Origin of the sequence: Flavobacterium sandaracinum (assembly GCF_004349135.1) — a bacterium.
Classification (GTDB): domain Bacteria; phylum Bacteroidota; class Bacteroidia; order Flavobacteriales; family Flavobacteriaceae; genus Flavobacterium; species Flavobacterium sandaracinum.
This window is the reverse complement of sequence record NZ_SMFN01000014.1, coordinates 51,015-70,878: the sequence shown is the minus strand read 5'-3', so window position 1 is coordinate 70,878 and position 19,864 is coordinate 51,015. Positions and strand designations below refer to the sequence as shown.

Below are 19,864 nucleotides of genomic sequence, written 5' to 3'. Positions count from 1 at the left end.
GTGAGGAAATTAGACTTTAGGTTGAGTTAATAGAAATAAACAAAAAAATTAAAGTAAAATGTCAAAAGTAAAATTAGGAATAAACGGATTTGGAAGAATTGGAAGAATTGTATTCAGAGAGTCTTACAATAGAGATAATGTTGAGGTAGTTGCAATTAATGATCTATTAGATGTGGATCATTTAGCTTACTTATTAAAATATGATTCAGTACACGGTCGTTTTAATGGAACCGTTGAAGTTAAAGAAGGAAAATTATATGTAAACGGAAAAAATATCCGCATTACTGCTGAAAGAAATCCTGCCGATTTGAAATGGAATGAAGTTGATGTTGATGTAGTTGCTGAATGTACTGGTTTTTTTACCACAATTGAAACAGCAAATGAGCATATCAAAGGTGGTGCTAAAAAAGTAATTATTTCTGCGCCTTCAGCTGATGCTCCTATGTTTGTAATGGGTGTAAACCATGAAACTGCTAAAGCTTCTGACGTAATCGTTTCTAATGCTTCTTGTACTACTAACTGTTTAGCTCCTTTAGCTAAAGTTATTAATGATAATTTTGGAATCGTTGAAGCATTAATGACTACTGTTCACGCTACAACTTCTACTCAAATGACAACGGATGGTCCTTCTAAAAAAGATTGGAGAGGTGGACGTGCTGCTTCAGTAAATATTATACCTTCTTCAACTGGTGCTGCAAAAGCAGTAGGAAAGGTGATTCCTGAATTAAATGGAAAATTAACAGGTATGGCTTTCCGTGTTCCTACAACAGATGTTTCTGCAGTAGATTTGACCGTGAAAGTGGCTAAAGAGACTTCCTACGAAGAAATCATGGCGGTATTAAAAACTGCTTCTGAAACTACAATGAAAGGGATCTTAGGATATACTGAAGATTTAGTGGTTTCTCAAGATTTTGTATCGGATCCTAGAACTTCAATTGTCGATGTACATGCTGGAATTGGATTGAACTCTACTTTCTTCAAAATCATATCTTGGTATGATAACGAATATGGTTATTCTAGCAAATTGATTGATTTATCTGTTCATATTGCAGGTTTAAAATAATTCTTTATATTTACAAATCCCGTTATATTAATTTTGACGGGATTTTATTTTTTGTTACTTTTTTGAAGAAGCGTTTTCAGTTAAACTCATTTTTAAATTAGATAGCTCCCAAACCAAAAAAACCAAAAGAAAATGAGATTAATAGTTGATAGTGGTTCTACAAAAGCCGATTGGATTGCAATAGATGATGAGGGAAAAATATTGTTTACTACACAAACTTTAGGCTTGAATCCTGAAGTGCTTGAAGCAGATGAGATCATAGACCGTCTAAATGATCGTTTTGATATCTTACAGAATAAGAAAAATGCAAGCCATCTTTTCTTTTATGGTGCAGGTTGTGGTACTGAAAAAATGAAAATCAGCCTTTCTCAGGTTTTTCAAACTTATTTTCCTAATGCTATTATAGATGTTAAGGAAGATACGTATGCAGCAGTGTATGCAACTACACCAAAAGGCGAAAAAGCGATTGTATCTATTTTAGGAACAGGATCTAATTGTAGCTATTTTGATGGGAAAGAATTGCATCAAAAAGTACAATCCTTGGGTTATATTGCCATGGATGATTGCAGTGGAAACGTTTTTGGTAAAGAATTAATTAGAAAATATTATTTCAATAAAATGCCAAAAGAACTGGCAGTCGAATTTGAAAAAGAATACGATCTAGATCCAGATGCTATAAAAAGCAAATTGTACAAAGAGCCGAATCCAAATGCTTATTTGGCGACTTTTGCCAAGTTTTTAATTCAACATAAAGAAACAGAGTTTTGTAGAAAAATTATCTTCAAAGGCATGAAATCTTTTGTCAAAAATTATATTAAACAATATGATAATTGCAAAGAGGTTCCGGTGCATTTTGTTGGTTCTATTGCCTTTTACTTGAAAGAAGAACTACAAGAAACATTTGATAAATACGAATTACAATTAGGTAATGTCCTAAGAAGACCAATCGATGGATTGATTGCTTATCACATTAAGAATAAGTAATTTTTTAAAAGTTGCTTTAAACTCAAAAAAACACTACTATTTTACTCGATTCAAGTAAAATAGTAGTGTTTTTTTTATTTAAGTTTAGCATGGTTATCTTAGAGTTGACAACACTATTTGATGATACAATTGTTTAAAGAATCGCAATCATTGAAATTTCAACATTTACATTTTTTGGCAAACAAGCTACTTGAACTGTTTCACGTGCTGGAGCAGTTTTTTCATCAAAATAAGAACCGTAAACCGTGTTTATTTTCACAAAATCATTCATATCCATTATAAAGATGGTTGTTTTGACCACGTTTTCAAATGTCATTCCAGCAGCTTCTAACACCGCTTTCATATTTTGCATTACTTGTTCTGTCTCGATTTCAATAGAAGTAGTTACTAATTCTCCTGTTGTAGGGTTGATCGCAATTTGTCCAGAGGTATAAAGTGTGTTTCCCTTTAGCACTGCTTGGTTGTAAGGACCGATGGGTGCTGGTGCTTTTTCGGTAAAAATTATCTTTTTCATAAAAGGCATATCGTTATAATTTCTAAATTTATATTTATTGTAGATTTTTGAAACGCTTTATCGGTTGATAACGCTTCGTTTGTCCCATTTAATGTCGCTAAGCACACCAGATTTTATTCCAATGAAAAATCCCCAGTTCGCATTGGTACCAAAAGGCGACCAGTTAAAATCCATTCTCCAGCTTAATAAATCTCTTTCAAATCGCAATTGCGTAAAAGTAACTCCATTTTGTACAAAATCATAGCCCGTAGAGACACCAGCTTTCCATTTTGGAGTTATATCGGCATTGGCAGATATCATAATAGAATTCCCAATGATTTTATTTTCCCTGTTGTTGTTTCCGTAAGTCAAGGAATAAGCGAAGGTCATGTCCCAAGGTAATTTAGAGTTAAAGAATTCTGAAATTTTATCTTCTCCTTCACTTTCTTCTTCATCTTCAAACTGGCTTCTTCTACTGTCTCCTAAGTCTGTATTTGTTCCAAATAAGTCATCTTCACGACCACCATTTCGTTGACTTAGTGAATTCTTGTCCTTTTTGGTTTTGTCTTTGCCTGTACTAGCAATCGAATAATTTAGGGTCATATTAGAACTTGTCATTCTAAAAAGGCTTCCTCCGTTATCTATATTAAAAACATTAATTCGTCTGCCAGAATTATCAATTGCGTAAGGGTCTAATGTTGCTCCAAAATTGACATTCATTTTATTGTCGAATAATGTTGTACCGCCACTAACTCTTACTGGAGAAAAAGCTAGGGAGGTTATGCCATCAGCATCCATATTGTAACTAGTAGAAAGATTTAAATTGTTCAGCAACATGATTTTTTTTGGTTCAACTTTAGTGCTATCTCGATCTGTAACTTTGGCTTCAAAAGTATTGCTCAAATCAAAACCCAAGGTATTGGAATTACTTAAACCTGGAGCGCCAAAAATTCCATTTTCAAATCGGGAATATTGCTGTATCATCGTTCCGCTGGCATCTGAAGCATAGGTGTCATAATATTTCTCAAAACTAGGAGTATATCCGTAGGAAGCAGAAGGTCTCATGACGTGTCGTATTGATTTTATTTTTTTGTCATTGCCAAAATTAAATGTTCCATAAATAGTAGTTCCCACGCTAGAGGAGAAGGAATACGTTCTGAAAGCGTCAAATCCATTGATTGTTTTGTCTACTACTTTGCTCTGGTCGGTATCATAGCTTCTTTCAATTGTTTTGGTATACCAGATTTCCTCATAATTTACAGCCGTTGATGCACTGAAATATTTAAATAACTTGAAATTGGTACTTAAGGGAATGCTATGTTGAAATCCAATTCTAGCATCTCGGAACATTTGTGGTTTAAAAAATAAAGAGTCATTGGTAACAATGCTGTTTCTTCCGTTCAAATTATATTGTAAATTGATGTTTTTTATAAATCCTTTTCTAACCCCATCTTTGCCTACAAATGGATAAATTCGATCCACACTTAATTGCAGTGTTGGTAAGGTCATATTTATTTCTTCGGTTTGTGTATTTTGGGAGTGAGTTGCAGTCAAAGACATTCGTACTTGGGGTACTGTAGTAAAAGTTTTAGAATAAGAGACAGAGGAACTCAATGTGTTATTTAGGTTGGAACCAATATTGACTTGATTGATCGATTGCTGGAAGTATCTACTACTCCCCAAATTGACAGAAGCTGAAAAACTAGAATTGGGATTCGATTTGGAATCTCTGGAATGGGACCATTGTATGTTATAAATATTTTGTTTCAAATAATCGGGATAGCCTCTTTCACTAGTAATCAAGTTTTCGAATCGAATATTTAAATTACCAGAAAAATTGTATCTTTTGGCGTAGGAAGTTTCAAATCGCAAACCATAACTACCATTGGTGTAATAATCCCCTAAAACGGTTAAGTCATAATTATCACTTAGCGCAAAATAATAACCTAAGTTTTGGAGAGAAAATCCTCTGTTGTTTGAATCATTATAACTGGGCAAAATAAGCCCTGAAATACTGGTTTCTTTACTCATTGGAAAAAAAGCAAACGGAAGAGCTATAGGGGTTGGGACGTTAGCAATAACCATGTTGGTTAATCCGGTTACCACCTTTTTGCCTGGAATAAACTTTACTTTATTCGTTTGAAAATAATATTCAGGATTGTCCACGTCTTTTGATGTGGTGAAACGTGCTCCTTTTAAAAAATAAACAGAATCATTTTCTTTTTTGGTAACAGCCGCCTTTATTTTGAATTCACCTTGTTCCGATCTTGAATTCCATATTAATGCTTTTTTTGTTTTAAAGTTAAAACGAATAGAATCTGGTTCAATGACGTTAGCACCTTGCTTGAAATTGGGGAATTGTGTGTATGCACCAGTGGAATCTTTTATGCGGCCAGCGTATACTTCATTTTTCTCATAATCCATCACAATTATACCGGACTTTAGCTCGACATCTTGATAGTATAATTCTGCTTGATCGTAAAGCGTAATGGTTTTTTTCTTTTGGTCAATTTTCGCATACTTATCTGCTTTGTATTTTACCTTGCCGTCTAAAAAAGCTTTTTTAGGTTTGATGCTATCACCTTTTACGGTGTCTCTTTGTATTCTAACTGCTAAAATGGGAGTTTTAGTGGTGTCAACAGTTGGTTTTACGCTATCTGCCTGTTTTTTAGCGGGTATAACAGTCTTTTTTTTTGTTATATCTTGTGAATATAATTTACCAGAACCTAGAGATAGGAAAATTGATAATAAAACGATATTAAATAAGTTTGTATGCAAAGGTTTAAATGCTATTTTTGTAAAATTATGGCCTGTTTTTTGACATGTCAAACTTACATATTATTTTTTGTCAAAAATAGTCAAATAAATAAATTTATAACGGTAGTGTTTTAATTAAATTAACTTACAGCTTTATGCGCAAAACATATAAAATTAAAAGAATATTAACTTTTATTTTGATAATATTTTCGGTAATCGGGCATAGTCAATCCAATACTTTTAAGGTGACTTTAGATGCTGGTCACGGTGCGCATGATTTTGGGGCTGTATATGAGGGGCGTATAGAAAAAAATATTGCTTTGGCAGTCGTTTTGAAAGTAGGTAAAATATTAGAGGCGACACCTCAAATGCAAGTCAATTATACCAGGAAAACGGATGTTTTTATAGATTTAATTGAAAGAGCGAACATTGCCAACCGATTTAATGCAAACATATTTGTTTCCATTCATTGTAATGCCAATAGAAATACTGCGGCAGATGGAACAGAAACCTATGTAATGGGTTTGAGTAAGGTGGCTTCTAATTTAGAAGCGGCCAAGAAAGAGAACTCCGTTATTACTTTGGAAAAAGATTACAAACAAAAATATGAAGGATTTGATCCTAACTCTCCTGAAACCATGATCGGAATGACTTTGATGCAGGAAGAATATTTAGATAATAGTATTTCCTTGGCTAGCAAGGTTGAAGATGCTTTTGGTGATTTAGGAAAAAAAATAAGAGGTGGTGGAGTGAAACAAGCTCCCTTTATGGTGCTGCATAAGGCTTATATGCCACGAGTATTGATTGAAATGGGTTTTATTTCAAATTCTACTGAAGGAAATATATTGAATTCTGAGGAGGGTCAAAATGAAATTGCTAAAGCTATCGCCGAAGCAATTTTAAGCTATAAAAAAGAGTATTTTGGAAATGGCGAAGTAGAAATCTTTGAGGAACTTCCTTCCCAAAAAATCAACGAGAAAATAATAAGAGACACTGTTACTCCTGCAAAAGCAAAAATGACAGCACAGTCTTCTGGATCAGTGCTCTCCAATAAATCAGTTGATGCTTCCAAAGCAATTTTCAAAGTACAACTTTCGGCAAGTAGCAGAAGATTAGAATTAGTACCTAGAAACTTTAAAGGATTAAAAAATATATCGGTAGCCTATGAAAATAGAGTCTACAAATACATGTTCGGAGAAACTTCTGATTTTGATGAAGCTAAAAAACAGTTGCAGGAAGCCAAAGAAAAAGGGTATGATTCAGCATTTTTAATTGCATTCAAAAACGGTGAAAAAATAACCATTCAAGACGCTCTTAAATAACAACCGCTGTTATTTTTATTAAATTTGCAACAAAAAAACAATAGTACATTGAATTTAGCTAAAGAAATTAAAGCCGTAATTGGAATCCTAATTTTATTTTCTTCTCTCAACATTTTTCCTCAATCTAATTCTAATTTTATAGTAATTTTAGATGCTGGGCACGGAGGTAAAGATCCGGGAAATTCTTATCATGGTTTTGTTGAAAAAGAGATCGCACTTAAAACAACTCTTAAACTAGAAAAGCTCCTTGGGAAAGAGGGCGGTATTCAAGTTATAAATACCAGAAAATCAGATATTTTTATAGATTTAAAGGACAGGCCAAAGAAAGCCAATAGTCTTCACGCCAATTTATTTATTTCTATACACTGTAATTCTGTCAAAAATCCAGTTCCTTTTGGTACAGAAACTTTTGTAATGGGTTTGGCAAGGAGCAAAGGCAACTTGGAAATTGCAAAACAAGAAAATTCAGTGATATTATTAGAGAAAGATTACAAGCTAAGCTATAAAGGATTTGATCCAAAAAATCCCGAAACATTAATAGGATTAAAAATTCTTCAAGAAGATTATTTAGATCGAAGTATAAATTTAGCTTCAAAAATTGAAAATAATTTTAAAAATAAAGTACATCGAAAATCAAGAGGGATTAAACAGACTCCGTTATGGGTTTTGGATGCCGCCTACATGCCCAGTGTATTGATTGAATTAGGTTTTTTGTCCAATAAAGAGGAGGGCGTTTTTCTAAACTCAGATGCGGGACAAAACAAGATGGCACAGGCAATTGCAACTGCGATCATTTCTTATAAAAAAGAATATTTTGGATCTCAAGGGTACGTCACTTATGATGAAATACCGTCTAATAAAACGGTGGTGCGTGCCAAGTCAAAACGAATTGCTGATAATAAAGCATCAAAAACAACAAATTCAAATGTTGTTTTTAAAGTTCAATTTGCTGCAGGAAATAAAAACATTGAATTAAATCCTTCTAATTTTAAAGGATTAAAAAAGGTGTCAGTAAGAACTAGAAATGGGTCGTTTTACAAATATGCTTATGGCGATACATCAGATTATGCGGTTGCAAAAAAAGATTTAAAAGAGGTTAAATCCAAAGGGTATTCTGCTGCGTATATTATTGCATTTAGAGACGGAAAAAGCATAAGTGTAGAAGAAGCGCTTAAATAATAACAACAAGTCAAATATTTTATATTAAATTTGTAAAAAATACTTAAATTTTGAAAATAACACGAGAAATTAAAACTGCTATTTTAGTAATTGCTTCCATATTATTGTTTATTTGGGGCTACAGTTTTTTGAAAGGCAGAGACCTTTTTATTAATTACAAAACATTTTACGTAGAATATAAAAGCGTTGAAGGCCTGGCTACATCAGCACCAGTTACGCTAAACGGTTTAGTTATAGGTAAAGTGACTAAAATCTCTATAATTGAAGGTACAGGTCAATTATTAGTAGAATTGCAATTGAAAACGGATTTTCCAATTTCAAAAACAAGTATTGCTTCCATATATGAGCCAGGCTTTATAGGAGGAAAACAAATTGCAATTATTCCAAATTTCCAAGATAAAACCTTAGCTGTTGATGGCCAAAAACTGCAAGCGGGAGTCAAAATGGGACTTACTGATAAAGTAGGAGATCAATTAGCGCCACTTCAAGAAAAATTAGAAAAGTTATTGGGAAGCACGGAAGTATTAATTTCAGGTTTAAATAACGTATTAGATCCAAAAGGGCAACAGGATTTAAAACTCACTTTGGCTGAATTGAGTAAAACTATTGAACAATTCCATAAAGTTTCTATGAGTGTTAATGATTTATTGAACACTAATAAAACCCAAATAAATGGTGTGGTTACCAATTTTAATAAAATATCTGGAAATTTCTCAAAAATTTCAGACTCACTTGATAAAGCTGATTTGGGTAAAACCGTTAAAAATTTGAATGCAACTTTAGCAAGAGTAGATGGTATTGTGACTGGATTAGAGTCCGGCAAAGGTTCGATGGGTAAATTATTAAATGATGATGCTTTCTATCAAAATGTTAAAACTTCTACCAAAGAATTAGAATTGTTATTACAAGATATAAGACTTTATCCAACGCGATATGTTAATATCTCTGTTTTTGGTAAAAAAAATAAACCTTACGTTGGTCCTGAAAATGATTCTATTTCAGTAGAAAAAAAATAGTAAATATGAGCTACTTAGACAACATTTTATTTGCCATACTATTGGTAATTGGTTTTGGATATTTTTTTACAAGTGTTAAAAAAATTAGACGAAACATTAATCTTGGAACGGATGTAAATCGTTATGATAATCCAAAAGCACGTTGGACTAATATGGCTATGATTGCTCTTGGTCAATCCAAAATGGTCAAACGCCCTATTGCGGGAATACTTCATATTATCGTTTACGTAGGATTTGTGGTTATTAATATAGAGTTGTTAGAAATTATAATCGACGGCCTTTTTGGTACGCATCGTATTTTTGCTTTTTTAGGGACTACGTATGATGTACTTATAGCTTCTTTCGAAATTTTGGCTTTCTTAGTTTTAATAGCTGTTTTTGTATTCTGGACGAGAAGAAACGCAATCAAACTGAAACGATTTGTAAGCTCAGACTTGAAAGGATGGCCTAAAAATGATGCTAATTATATCTTGTATTTCGAGGTAGTATTAATGACTTTATTTTTGTTAATGAACGCGTCTGATTTGCATTTGCAAAATGTTCCAGGAGGTTTTTCTCATTTCATAAAAGCAGGGTTTTTTCCAGTAAGTCAATTTATTGAACCTATCTTCAATGGAATGTCAAATGAATTAGTAATGTTGCTTTCAGAGATATTCTGGTGGTTGCATATTGTGGGTATTTTAATTTTCATGAACTACCTATATTTTTCTAAGCATTTACATATCCTGTTGGCATTTCCTAACACTTATTTTGCAGATCTGAATCCTCAAGGGCAATTTGATAATTTAGAATCTGTCACTAAAGAAGTAAAATTGATGATGGATCCTAACGCTGATCCTTTTGCAGCAGTGCCAGTAGATGAAAATGCAGTTCCAAGTAAATTTGGTGCAAGTGATGTTCAGGATTTAAACTGGGTTCAGTTATTGAATGCTTATACCTGCACTGAATGTGGTCGTTGTACGTCGTCTTGTCCAGCAAACATAACAGGAAAGAAATTGTCTCCACGTAAAATCATGATGGATACAAGGGATAGATTGGAAGAAGTAGGAAGAAATATAGATGCCAATAAAGGTATTTTTATTCCTGATAACAAAACCCTTTTAAACGATTATATAACAGCTGAGGAGTTGTGGGCATGCACATCATGTAATGCTTGTGTTGAAGAATGTCCGGTAAATATTAGTCCACTTTCAATTATTATGGATATGAGACGTTATCTAGTAATGGAGCAAAGTGCAGCCCCAATGCCTGTAAATGCTATGATGACCAATATTGAAAATAATGGAGCGCCATGGCAATACAATCAGCAAGATAGATTGAATTGGAAGAATGAAAATTAATTTGTCCAAACAGGATTTTACAATGCTTACAAGTAGGTCTTTTTTGATCATTTGAAAAAAAATATAAGTTATGTCAGAGAATTTAATAGTGCCAACAATGGCCGAAATGTTAGCTCAAGGAAAACAACCAGAAGTTTTATTTTGGGTAGGATGTGCAGGAAGTTTTGATGATAGAGCAAAAAAAATAACTAAGGCATTTGTTCGTATTTTAAATCGAGCGAATGTTCCTTTTGCAGTCTTAGGTACCGAAGAAAGCTGTACCGGAGATCCTGCTAAAAGAGCTGGGAATGAATTTTTATTCCAAATGCAAGCCATGATGAATATCGAGGTTCTAAATGCTTATGAAGCAAAAAAAATTGTTACCGCTTGTCCTCATTGCTTCAATACACTAAAAAATGAATATCCGGAATTAGGCGGTAAATATGAAGTAGTGCATCATACGGAATTTTTGAAATCTTTGTTAGATGATGGAAGATTGACCATCGAAGGTGGACAATTTAAGGGAAAACGGATTACTTTTCATGATCCTTGCTATTTAGGCAGAGCTAATAATGTATATGAAGCACCAAGGGAGTTGATCCTTAAATTGGATGCTGAATTGGTAGAAATGAAGCGTTCTAAAGCTAACGGATTGTGTTGTGGCGCAGGTGGTGCTCAAATGTTTAAAGATGCTGAACCTGGAAATAAAGAAGTTAATATTGAAAGAACCGAAGACGCATTAGAAACAAAACCAGAAATTATTGCTGCAGGTTGTCCTTTTTGTAATACCATGATGACAGATGGAATTAAAAATAAAGAAAAGGAAGGCGATGTAAAAGTGATGGATATTGCAGAACTGATTGCTAATGCACAGGATTTGTAAATCAATAGTGTCCTAAAAATTTAAAATTACGAATTTTGATTTTATAATTCAAAATTTATAACTCATAACTCAGAATTACCATGTACGTTCCATTTGAAAATTTACCTGAAGAATCCAGAATTTGGATATATCAATCGAATAGAAAATTTTCGGATGCGGAATTTTCTGAAATAGAAACTGCTTTGCAAACTTTTCTTGAAGGTTGGGCTGCTCACGGAACCAATTTAGAATCTTCGTATCAATTAAAATACAATCGATTTATTATTATTTCTGTAAATCAGGATGTTCAAGCTGCAACAGGTTGTTCTATTGATTCCTCTGTGGAATTTATCCAAAGTTTAGAACAAAAATATTCAGTTGATTTATTGGATAAAATGAATGTCACTTTCAAGCTTGGAGAGCATATTGCACACAAGCCTTTGATTGATTTTAAGAAAATGGTCAAAGATAAAGCGGTTACGGAAAACACAATCGTTTTCAATAATCTGGTGAATAATATTGAAGAATATAATGAATCCTGGGAAGTACCAGCCATTGACAGCTGGCACAGTAGGTTTTTTTAAACAAAACAGTTCAATGAAAAAAATAGGCATCAAAATTGTTTTTTCTTATGTCTTATTTATTTTTGTTGCTGCTGGTTGCGTTGGTACAAAAGTGAATAAGAATAAAACAATTGTATCGACTGTCCCGTCCAAAATAGAAAATTTGGACAGCATAAATACCAGTAATATTCCTAAACTTTTTGACTTATCTCCCGATGGAATTAGATGGGTTGACAGTCTCTATAATGCAATGACTTTAGAGGAGAAATTGGGGCAATTATTTATGGTTGCTGCTTATTCCAATAAAGATTCTGTTCATAGTAATGCCATTGAAAAGCTCATTTTGGATTATAAAATTGGAGGATTAATTTTCTTTCAAGGCGGTCCAGTTCGTCAGGCTGATTTGACTAATCGTTTTCAATCCAAATCAAAAACCCCTCTTTTTATAGGAAGTGATGCCGAATGGGGATTGGGAATGCGTTTAGACTCTACGTATCGTTATCCTTGGAATATGACACTTGGCGCCATCCAAGACCTGAAATTGTTAGAGAAAGTTGGTGTTCAAATGGGACAGCAAAGTAAGCGATTGGGAATGCAGTTTAATTTTGCACCAGTGCTGGATATCAATTCAAATCCTAAAAATCCTATTATTGGTTTTCGTTCTTTTGGCGAAGACAAATTCAAAGTTACAGAACGGGCAATTGCCGTTATGAACGGGGTTCAAAGTCAAGGTGTATTTTCGACAGGCAAACATTTTCCAGGTCACGGCGATACAGATACTGATTCTCATAAAAAATTACCAATCATTAATTCTTCAAAAGAAAGACTAAATGATATTGAGTTTTACCCTTACAAAAAAATGTTTCATGAAGGGCTCTCTTCAGTGATGGTGGCACATTTAAGCGTACCCAGTTTAGAGCCAAGACCTAATTTTCCTTCTTCGATTTCCTATACTGTAGTCACTGATATTCTTCAGAAGGAATTAGGTTTCAAAGGACTTATTTTTACTGATGCTTTGAATATGAAAAGCGTTAGTAATTTTAAATTACCCAGCGAAATCAACTTTGAAGCTTTTATGGCCGGAAATGACGTTTTGTTGTTTCCTGAAAATGTCCCTGCTGCGATTGACAAATTTAAATTAGCATATTCTCTGAATTTATTTTCAGACGAACGACTAGCTTTTTCTGTAAAGAAAATTTTAAAATTCAAGTATAAAGCTGGTCTGAACGTCTATAAACCAATTGTTACAGAAAATTTATACGACGATTTAAATCCTGTCGAAAATGATGCATTACAATACCAATTGTATGAAAATGCGATTACTGTTCTAAAAAATACTTCGGCTGTTTTGCCAATTAAAAATCTCGACAAACAAAGAATTGCTTATGTAAAAATTGGCGATGATAGCAACGATGCTTTTGTTTCAACTTTAAAAAAATATGCTGAAGTAACTGAATTTACAGAAACTAATTTGGATAGTCTTCAAGCTAAATTACAGCCTTTTACAATGGTGATTATTGGGTATCATAAATCTGATGTTGCTTTTAGAAATGATGATTTAAAATCAAATGAATTATATAAAATTAATTTTTTAGCTAAGAACAATACAGTAATTCTTAATGTTTTTGCCAAACCATATTCGTTATTGCCTATTACAAATTTTGATGATATCGAAGGATTGGTTGTTTCTTATCAGAATAGTTCCATTGCACAAATTGTTTCTGCTGAACTAATTTTTGGATCGATCGAAGCTAAAGGAAAATTACCGGTTTCAATCAATGATAGTTTCAAAGTAAATGATGGTTTGCTAACAGAAAAGCTAAATCGTCTTGGATTTACTTCTCCTGAAAATGTTGGAATGAATTCAACGATTTTATCAAAAATTGACGGCATTGCCAATAAAGCGATTAATGCTAAAATGACACCTGGAATTCAGGTTTTGGTAGCCCGAAAAGGGAAAGTTATTTATCAAAAATCATTCGGATATCATACCTATGATAAAACGATTAAAGTTAAAGATTCAGATATTTATGATGTCGCCTCTTTAACAAAAATTCTAGCTACGTTGCCAAATGTGATGTTGCAATACGACCAACAAAAAATAAATTTGGAGACTACATTAGCGACAATGTCTCCTATTTTTAAAGATTCAAATAAAGCAACGATCAATTTTAAAGATTTATTGTCTCATTATGCAGGTTTGGCAGCAGGAATTCCTTTTTACAAGGTTACAATGGATAAATCAAAAGCGCCTTCTGAGCTTTATTTCAGGAAAATTGCCGAAGAAAATTTCTCAAAAAAATTAGGTGATAGTCTTTACATACGAAATGATTTTAGCGACACTATTATGAATATGATTGTTGATAGTAAGCTTTCGGTAAAAAAAGAATACAAATACAGTGATCTTACTTTCATGATTTTGAAAGACTATTTAGAAAAAACCACAGGAAAAACATTGGATGTTTTGATTCAGGAAAATTTCTATCGTTCGCTCGGAATGAATAATTCCAGTTTTAATCCATTGAATAAATTTGATAAAAATAGAATTCCGCCAACGGAAACGGATACGTATTTCCGTCGCCAACTTTTGCAAGGGTATGTCAACGATTTATCAGCTGCTTTAGAAGGAGGAGTTTCAGGTCATGCAGGAGTTTTTTCGAATGCCATGGACGTAGCTAAAATAATGGAACTGTATCTGCAAAAAGGGAAGTATGGCAATCAGCACTATTTTTCTGAAAAGACATTCGAAGATTTTAATACCTGTTATTTTTGTGCGGTAGGAAATAGAAGAGGCGTAGGTTTTGATAAACCACAATTGGGTGCTGAAGGACCTACGTGCGGTTGTGCTTCGATGACTAGTTTTGGACATACAGGCTATACAGGAACAATGGCTTGGGCTGATCCTGAAACCCAAATTGTCTATGTGTTTTTATCCAATAGAACTTTTCCAGTTGCTGCAGAAAACAGATTATCCAAAGCAAATATTCGAGAAGACATTCAGAAAATAATTTATGAAGCCATTACAGATTAAAAATAAAAAGTCTTTTTGTATCTACTTTAATTTTAGAAAAGAATCGTTCAACTAAATTCTTGAGGGTTAATTTTGTGCTTTTAGAGTTCTTAATCTACTATAATTCTTGCTAAGAAACCCGCGTATAACGCTAGTCCCATAAATTCCTGTTGCGCATTAAGAGTAAGTAAAACGGGAACAAATAATTATACTGATTGTTGCTGCTCAGGCAGTGATATTAAAATTACTCAAGAGATGATCACGGTCTTTCAAATTAAACTAAGCGTAGTATGATGTTGTCACCCTCAATAGTTAGGTTGGCATTATTATTATATCAGTTGCTTTGTTGTTTGAAACTTACTTTACGTAATCTTGGTTCAACGGTTTGATTCGAATAGCATTGTACGATATTGTGTATCATCCAGTCTCTTTTTCAGTTTTGAAAGATGCTTTTCAAAGTAGTAAAACTGCTGCCGCTTTTTTAGAGTTATTCCTAATGTGTGTTGTTACTATTGGCACTTTTAGTATTAGTCAATAGACCGAAAGAGTTACTGTAATGCTTTTTTATGTTATTGGTGAGCTGTTTCAAACGTTGGCTGCACAAAAATCGGAATCTAACATCAAATCGGTATTGGTTCAAATGCCTGATTTTGCAGATGTAGGCATGGTAATATTGGCAATTTTTAATGCCATACTTTGTCAACGTATGAAGTTTCAAATACCCAGAGTATTTAACTTAAAATTCCATAAAACACATTGCTATTTTTATTAAATTCGTTTTATTAAATTACATACATGAAAATTGCAATTGTTTGTTACCCTACCTTTGGTGGTAGTGGAGTTGTCGCTACAGAATTAGGTCTAGAACTGGCTCGTCGCGGCCACGAAATTCATTTTATAACGTACAGTCAACCTGTACGGTTAGCACTTTTGAGCCCAAATGTACATTACCATGAAGTCAATGTTCCGGAATATCCATTATTCCATTATCAACCCTACGAATTGGCTTTGTCAAGCAAATTAGTCGACATGGTTAAACTCTATAAAATCGAATTACTTCATGTACATTACGCTATTCCTCATGCTTACGCCGGTTATATGGCCAAACAAATGTTAAAAGATGAGGGAATAAATATCCCAATGGTTACGACTTTACATGGAACTGATATTACTTTGGTGGGCAATCATCCGTTTTATAAACCAGCGGTTACTTTCAGTATTAATAAATCAGATTTTGTTACTTCGGTTTCTCAAAGTTTAAAAGATGCTACTCTTGAATTGTTCAATATAAAAAATGAAATTGAGGTTATTCCAAATTTTATTGAATTAGACAAAAATACAAACGATCCCAGTATTCCTTGTCAACGTTCCGTTATGGCCAAGCAAAATGAGCGTATTATAACCCATATCAGTAATTTTAGAAAAGTAAAACGAATTCCTGATGTGATTAAGATTTTTTATAATATTCAGAAAGAGATTCCAGCTAAATTAATGATGGTAGGGGATGGTCCTGAAAAGGAAAAAGCAGAATATTTATGTCAGGAATTAGGGATAGTAGATAAGGTTATTTTCTTTGGAAACAGTAATGAAATTGACAAGATTTTATGCCTGACGGATTTATTCTTACTCCCTTCAGAAACTGAAAGTTTTGGTTTGGCTGCTCTCGAAGCTATGGCGTGTAAAGTTCCGGTTATTTCCAGCAATTCAGGAGGTTTGCCAGAAGTTAATTTTGATGGTGTTTCGGGTTATTTAAGTGACGTAGGAAATATAGAAGAGATGGCTCAAAACGCTTTGAAAATTTTAAAAGAGGATGATACTCTTCAAAAATTCAAAGAAAATGCATTGTCTGTTGCAAAACAATTTGATATAAAAAATATTTTACCCCTTTACGAAACATTGTATCAAAAAGCAATCAATAAATACTTATAAAGAATACTGATTTAGTAACTGTAGTAGGAATACGTTAAAAAACAATATTGGGTACCATCGTAAAAAATACAATAATGAAAAAAACAATTGTGTCACTGTTTGCCTTAACACTCGCTTCTTGCGGCACAACGGCTGTTAAAAGTGCCGGTGTAAATAAATTATACGAAGTGTTGACCCAGCAAATTACTGGTGGAGCAACTATACGTTTCTTTGAAATACTTTCAGAGCCAAACGAAATTAAAATGCTGCAAAATGATGAAAGTTTAAAAAATAAAATTAGTGCAAATGATGTTCAGAACTCTAATTTTGTTATTTTGAATATGGGAGAGAAAACAACTGGCGGATATGCTATAGGAATTGAAAATATTGTTGAAACTGATAAAAATATAATTATAACCGTAAAAGAAACCAATCCTGAATCTGGAAGCATGGTAACACAATCTTTGACCACTCCGTTTTGTGTAGTCAAAATAAATTCTAAAAAAGAAATTGTATTTAAATAAAAAAAACGGCCACTATTTCTAGTGGCCGTTTTCATGTATTATCTAGATAATACTAGAATTGATATCTAAGCGCTAATGCTACATCAGATCCGTAATTATTTCTGTAATAACCTCCGTTACCACCAAACTCAGGTCTGAAATCGATAGAAACTAATAATGGGAAATCAAAGTTGTATTCAAGACCGATATCTCCAGCAGCAAATGCAAAGACTCCATCATTATAATCTCTATTGTCATAATAATCTCTGTTGTAGCTTCCTACACCACCACCAATACCTGCGTACCAGTTGAAACCACCTTCAATATTCCATACCCATTGGTATAAACCTGTTAATTTGATAGCATTATCATCATACTTGTCATTGTTGTAGTCTTTTCTGTTTCTCCAACCTAAATCTAATTCAAGTCTGTTGTTGTCAGATAATCCTCTTTGGTAGGAAAGTTCAGTTCCAAATCCACCGTTACTTCCAAAACGTAAACCTATAGCATTTTTTGAAATATCTTGTGCTTGTGCGGTAAATGCTAATCCCATTAACATTAGTGCTGATAAAATAATTTTTTTCATAAGTAAATTTTTATAGGAACAAATTTACCTCTAAAGTTCACGATATTAATTATAAGATTACAGTGAAAAGTTATATAATTACCACATTATTGATACATGGAAGGGACTTAAAAAGAGCAATACAGTTTGATATTCAGTTTTGAAAATGGGGCTTATACAAATGTTTGATAACTTAAAATATCTTCCATTTCAAAAAGATTTTCTTCCTCTGCATACTCCATTTCTGAATAATGAAATAATTTCCATCGTTTTTTATTGTATTCTAATGCCGTTAAGTTTTCAACCCAATCTCCTGAATTTAAGTAAAGTGTGGCGCCATTTTTATTTTCTTTTTTAATTATTTTAGGTTCGTGAATATGACCGCAAATAACGTAGTCATATTTGTTTTCGATTGCTAAATCGGTAGCTGTTTCTTCAAAATCAGAGATGTGCTTAACCGCTTTCTTTACACTAGCCTTTATTTTCTTTGAAAAAGAATAGGGTTCTTTTCCTATTTTTAACAAACAGCAGTTTACAAAACGATTTAAAAGAATGAGATAGTCGTATCCTAAGCCTCCTAATTTTGCAATCCATTTGGAGTGTTGTACCGAAGCATCAAAAACATCACCGTGAAAGATCCAAGCTTTTTTGCCATCAAGATCCAATACCAATTTATCACGTAATTCAAAATTCCCCATACTCATGTCGCTAAATTTTCGAAGCATTTCGTCATGATTACCGGTTAGATAATAGACTTTAGTTCCTTTTGAAGCAAAACTGATTATTTTTTGAATAACTTTTAAATGCGCTTGAGGAAAATATGATTTTCTAAATTGCCAAATATCAATAATATCACCATTTAATACTAAAATTTTAGGCTTAATGGTTGCTAAGTAATTGTAAAGTGCAGCAGCATGGCTGCCAAAAGTTCCCAAATGTACATCAGAAAGGACCACTAGTTCTACTTTTCTTTTTTTCAACGGATGTCCATTTTAAGTTGATCAAAATAATAGAATTATTTTCAAATAAATTAAATGTAAAGGTTAAGAAATCTAATACAATATTAAATTTATAATAATAAATGTGAAATGTTTCTTAAAACTTTAAACTTTAAACTTTTGAACCTTAAACTAAAATGGTACTTTTGTTCAAAACTAATTATAATGGCAGGAAATAGCTACGGAACACTATTTAGAATATCAACTTTTGGAGAATCGCATGGTGAAGCTTTAGGTGGAATAATTGACGGTTGTCCTCCAGGAATAGCACTAGATTTGGAAGCTATTCAATTCGAAATGTCTCGAAGAAAGCCCGGTCAATCGGCAATAGTTACCCAACGCAAAGAACCAGACGATGTTCAATTCCTCTCTGGGATCTTTGAAGGTAAAACCACTGGAACTCCAATAGGTTTTATTATTCCGAATACCAATCAGAAATCCGATGATTATTCTCATATAAAAGATAACTACAGGCCAAGTCACGCTGATTACGTGTACGATCAAAAGTATGGAGTACGCGATTATCGTGGTGGAGGGCGCAGTTCAGCGCGTGAAACGGCTAGTAGAGTAGTTGCTGGTGCTGTTGCCAAACAAATGTTACCACAAATAAAAATTAATGCTTACGTTTCTTCTGTAGGACCTATTTTTTTAGAAAAACCATACCAAGAGTTAGACTTTTCCTTGACAGAGAATAATCCTGTTCGTTGTCCTGATCCAGCAATGGCAGTAGTAATGGAAGAGTATATTCGCGAGATTAGAAAACAAGGCGATACAGTGGGCGGAACCGTAACGTGTGTAATTCAAAATGTACCCATCGGACTTGGAGAACCAGTTTTTGACAAACTCCATGCTGAACTCGGTAAAGCCATGCTCTCTATAAATGCTGTAAAAGGATTCGAATTTGGAAGTGGCTTCTGTGGAGCCAAAATGAAGGGAAGTGAGCATAATGATTTATACAATCTTGATGGATCAACTAAGACAAACCTTTCTGGTGGGATTCAAGGCGGTATAAGTAATGGGATGGATATTTACTTTCGAGTAGCTTTTAAGCCTGTGGCAACAATCATGCAAAAACAAGAGTCGCTAGACAATAAAGGCAATATTACTGAGATGACAGGAAAAGGACGCCATGACCCTTGTGTAGTACCGCGAGCAGTTCCTATTGTTGAGGCTATGGCTGCCATTGTTCTTGCTGATTTTTATTTGATAAACAAAACATATTAACAACAATTTTTAGCTTTTTCCCTATTTTGAAATAAACTTTCTTACTAAGAAATAAATAAGAAAGAGTTATGCGACATAGGCTAATTCAAAACCTAACA

The 19,864-nt window shown here is 33.4% G+C and carries 16 protein-coding genes; 12 read left to right on the top strand and 4 right to left on the bottom strand.

The window, feature by feature from the left end:
• Positions 1-58: 58 nt before the first annotated feature.
• Positions 59-1,063: a type I glyceraldehyde-3-phosphate dehydrogenase gene (gap, locus tag E0F91_RS12140; RefSeq protein ID WP_073353102.1), complete on the top strand. Its 1,005-nt coding sequence runs from the start codon at positions 59-61 to the stop codon at positions 1,061-1,063.
• A 132-nt stretch (positions 1,064-1,195) separates the two neighbouring features.
• Complete coding sequence (locus E0F91_RS12135) at positions 1,196-2,047, top strand: N-acetylglucosamine kinase (RefSeq protein ID WP_132066749.1); 852 nt, start codon at positions 1,196-1,198, stop codon at positions 2,045-2,047.
• Positions 2,048-2,180: 133 nt separating this feature from the next.
• Here E0F91_RS12135 and E0F91_RS12130 read toward each other — a convergent pair whose 3' ends face one another.
• The gene (locus tag E0F91_RS12130; RefSeq protein ID WP_132066748.1) at positions 2,181-2,561 is read right to left on the bottom strand and encodes a RidA family protein; all 381 of its coding nucleotides are present in this window, start codon (positions 2,559-2,561) and stop codon (positions 2,181-2,183) included.
• Between the two features lie 57 nt (positions 2,562-2,618).
• Positions 2,619-5,369 (bottom strand): putative LPS assembly protein LptD, encoded by a 2,751-nt coding sequence (locus E0F91_RS12125; protein WP_132066747.1) that lies wholly within the window; start codon positions 5,367-5,369, stop codon positions 2,619-2,621.
• Positions 5,370-5,452: 83 nt separating this feature from the next.
• Between E0F91_RS12125 and E0F91_RS12120 the strand changes: the two genes are divergently transcribed.
• The 9 genes from E0F91_RS12120 (at position 5,453) to E0F91_RS12080 (ending at position 17,000) form a co-directional block, all read left to right on the top strand.
• Complete coding sequence (locus E0F91_RS12120; RefSeq protein ID WP_132066746.1) at positions 5,453-6,619, top strand: N-acetylmuramoyl-L-alanine amidase family protein; 1,167 nt, start codon at positions 5,453-5,455, stop codon at positions 6,617-6,619.
• Between the two features lie 48 nt (positions 6,620-6,667).
• Entirely contained in the window at positions 6,668-7,798 is a 1,131-nt protein-coding gene (locus E0F91_RS12115) for an N-acetylmuramoyl-L-alanine amidase family protein (protein ID WP_132066745.1), read from the top strand.
• Positions 7,799-7,848: 50 nt separating this feature from the next.
• Complete coding sequence (locus E0F91_RS12110) at positions 7,849-8,814, top strand: MlaD family protein (protein WP_132066744.1); 966 nt, start codon at positions 7,849-7,851, stop codon at positions 8,812-8,814.
• A 5-nt stretch (positions 8,815-8,819) separates the two neighbouring features.
• Positions 8,820-10,154, top strand: a complete 1,335-nt coding sequence (locus E0F91_RS12105) for a 4Fe-4S dicluster domain-containing protein (protein ID WP_132066743.1) — start codon at positions 8,820-8,822, stop codon at positions 10,152-10,154.
• Positions 10,155-10,224: 70 nt separating this feature from the next.
• On the top strand, positions 10,225-11,016 hold the full coding sequence (locus tag E0F91_RS12100; protein WP_132066742.1) for a (Fe-S)-binding protein: 792 nt from the start codon (positions 10,225-10,227) through the stop codon (positions 11,014-11,016).
• An 80-nt stretch (positions 11,017-11,096) separates the two neighbouring features.
• Positions 11,097-11,579 carry an ABC transporter ATPase gene (locus tag E0F91_RS12095; RefSeq protein WP_132066741.1) on the top strand — a complete coding sequence of 161 codons (483 nt, stop codon included), beginning with the start codon at positions 11,097-11,099 and terminating at the stop codon, positions 11,577-11,579.
• A gap of 13 nt (positions 11,580-11,592) precedes the next feature.
• Positions 11,593-14,589, top strand: coding sequence for a serine hydrolase domain-containing protein (locus E0F91_RS12090; RefSeq protein ID WP_132066740.1), 2,997 nt, complete (start codon positions 11,593-11,595; stop codon positions 14,587-14,589).
• Positions 14,590-15,363: 774 nt separating this feature from the next.
• Positions 15,364-16,497 carry an N-acetyl-alpha-D-glucosaminyl L-malate synthase BshA gene (bshA, locus tag E0F91_RS12085; protein ID WP_132066739.1) on the top strand — a complete coding sequence of 378 codons (1,134 nt, stop codon included), beginning with the start codon at positions 15,364-15,366 and terminating at the stop codon, positions 16,495-16,497.
• 74 nt (positions 16,498-16,571) lie between these two features.
• Positions 16,572-17,000 (top strand): protease complex subunit PrcB family protein, encoded by a 429-nt coding sequence (locus tag E0F91_RS12080; protein WP_132066738.1) that lies wholly within the window; start codon positions 16,572-16,574, stop codon positions 16,998-17,000.
• A 52-nt stretch (positions 17,001-17,052) separates the two neighbouring features.
• On the opposite strand, the gene E0F91_RS12075 is transcribed toward E0F91_RS12080, so the two are convergent.
• Positions 17,053-17,565, bottom strand: coding sequence for a hypothetical protein (locus E0F91_RS12075; protein WP_132066737.1), 513 nt, complete (start codon positions 17,563-17,565; stop codon positions 17,053-17,055).
• A gap of 152 nt (positions 17,566-17,717) precedes the next feature.
• A complete protein-coding gene (locus tag E0F91_RS12070) occupies positions 17,718-18,524 on the bottom strand; it encodes a UDP-2,3-diacylglucosamine diphosphatase (RefSeq protein ID WP_132066736.1) in 807 nt (268 codons plus the stop codon).
• Positions 18,525-18,707: 183 nt separating this feature from the next.
• Between E0F91_RS12070 and aroC the strand changes: the two genes are divergently transcribed.
• Entirely contained in the window at positions 18,708-19,766 is a 1,059-nt protein-coding gene (gene aroC, locus E0F91_RS12065; RefSeq protein ID WP_132066735.1) for a chorismate synthase, read from the top strand.
• Positions 19,767-19,864: the final 98 nt, after the last annotated feature.

Coding starts and splice junctions, on each gene's coding strand:
- gap (WP_073353102.1), top strand. CDS start 59: ATGTCAAAAGTAAAATTAGGAATAAACGGATTTGGAAGAATTGGAAGA.
- E0F91_RS12135 (WP_132066749.1), top strand. CDS start 1,196: ATGAGATTAATAGTTGATAGTGGTTCTACAAAAGCCGATTGGATTGCA.
- E0F91_RS12130 (WP_132066748.1), bottom strand. CDS start 2,561: ATGAAAAAGATAATTTTTACCGAAAAAGCACCAGCACCCATCGGTCCT.
- E0F91_RS12120 (WP_132066746.1), top strand. CDS start 5,453: ATGCGCAAAACATATAAAATTAAAAGAATATTAACTTTTATTTTGATA.
- E0F91_RS12105 (WP_132066743.1), top strand. CDS start 8,820: ATGAGCTACTTAGACAACATTTTATTTGCCATACTATTGGTAATTGGT.
- E0F91_RS12100 (WP_132066742.1), top strand. CDS start 10,225: ATGTCAGAGAATTTAATAGTGCCAACAATGGCCGAAATGTTAGCTCAA.
- E0F91_RS12095 (WP_132066741.1), top strand. CDS start 11,097: ATGTACGTTCCATTTGAAAATTTACCTGAAGAATCCAGAATTTGGATA.
- E0F91_RS12090 (WP_132066740.1), top strand. CDS start 11,593: ATGAAAAAAATAGGCATCAAAATTGTTTTTTCTTATGTCTTATTTATT.
- bshA (WP_132066739.1), top strand. CDS start 15,364: ATGAAAATTGCAATTGTTTGTTACCCTACCTTTGGTGGTAGTGGAGTT.
- E0F91_RS12080 (WP_132066738.1), top strand. CDS start 16,572: ATGAAAAAAACAATTGTGTCACTGTTTGCCTTAACACTCGCTTCTTGC.
- E0F91_RS12075 (WP_132066737.1), bottom strand. CDS start 17,565: ATGAAAAAAATTATTTTATCAGCACTAATGTTAATGGGATTAGCATTT.
- aroC (WP_132066735.1), top strand. CDS start 18,708: ATGGCAGGAAATAGCTACGGAACACTATTTAGAATATCAACTTTTGGA.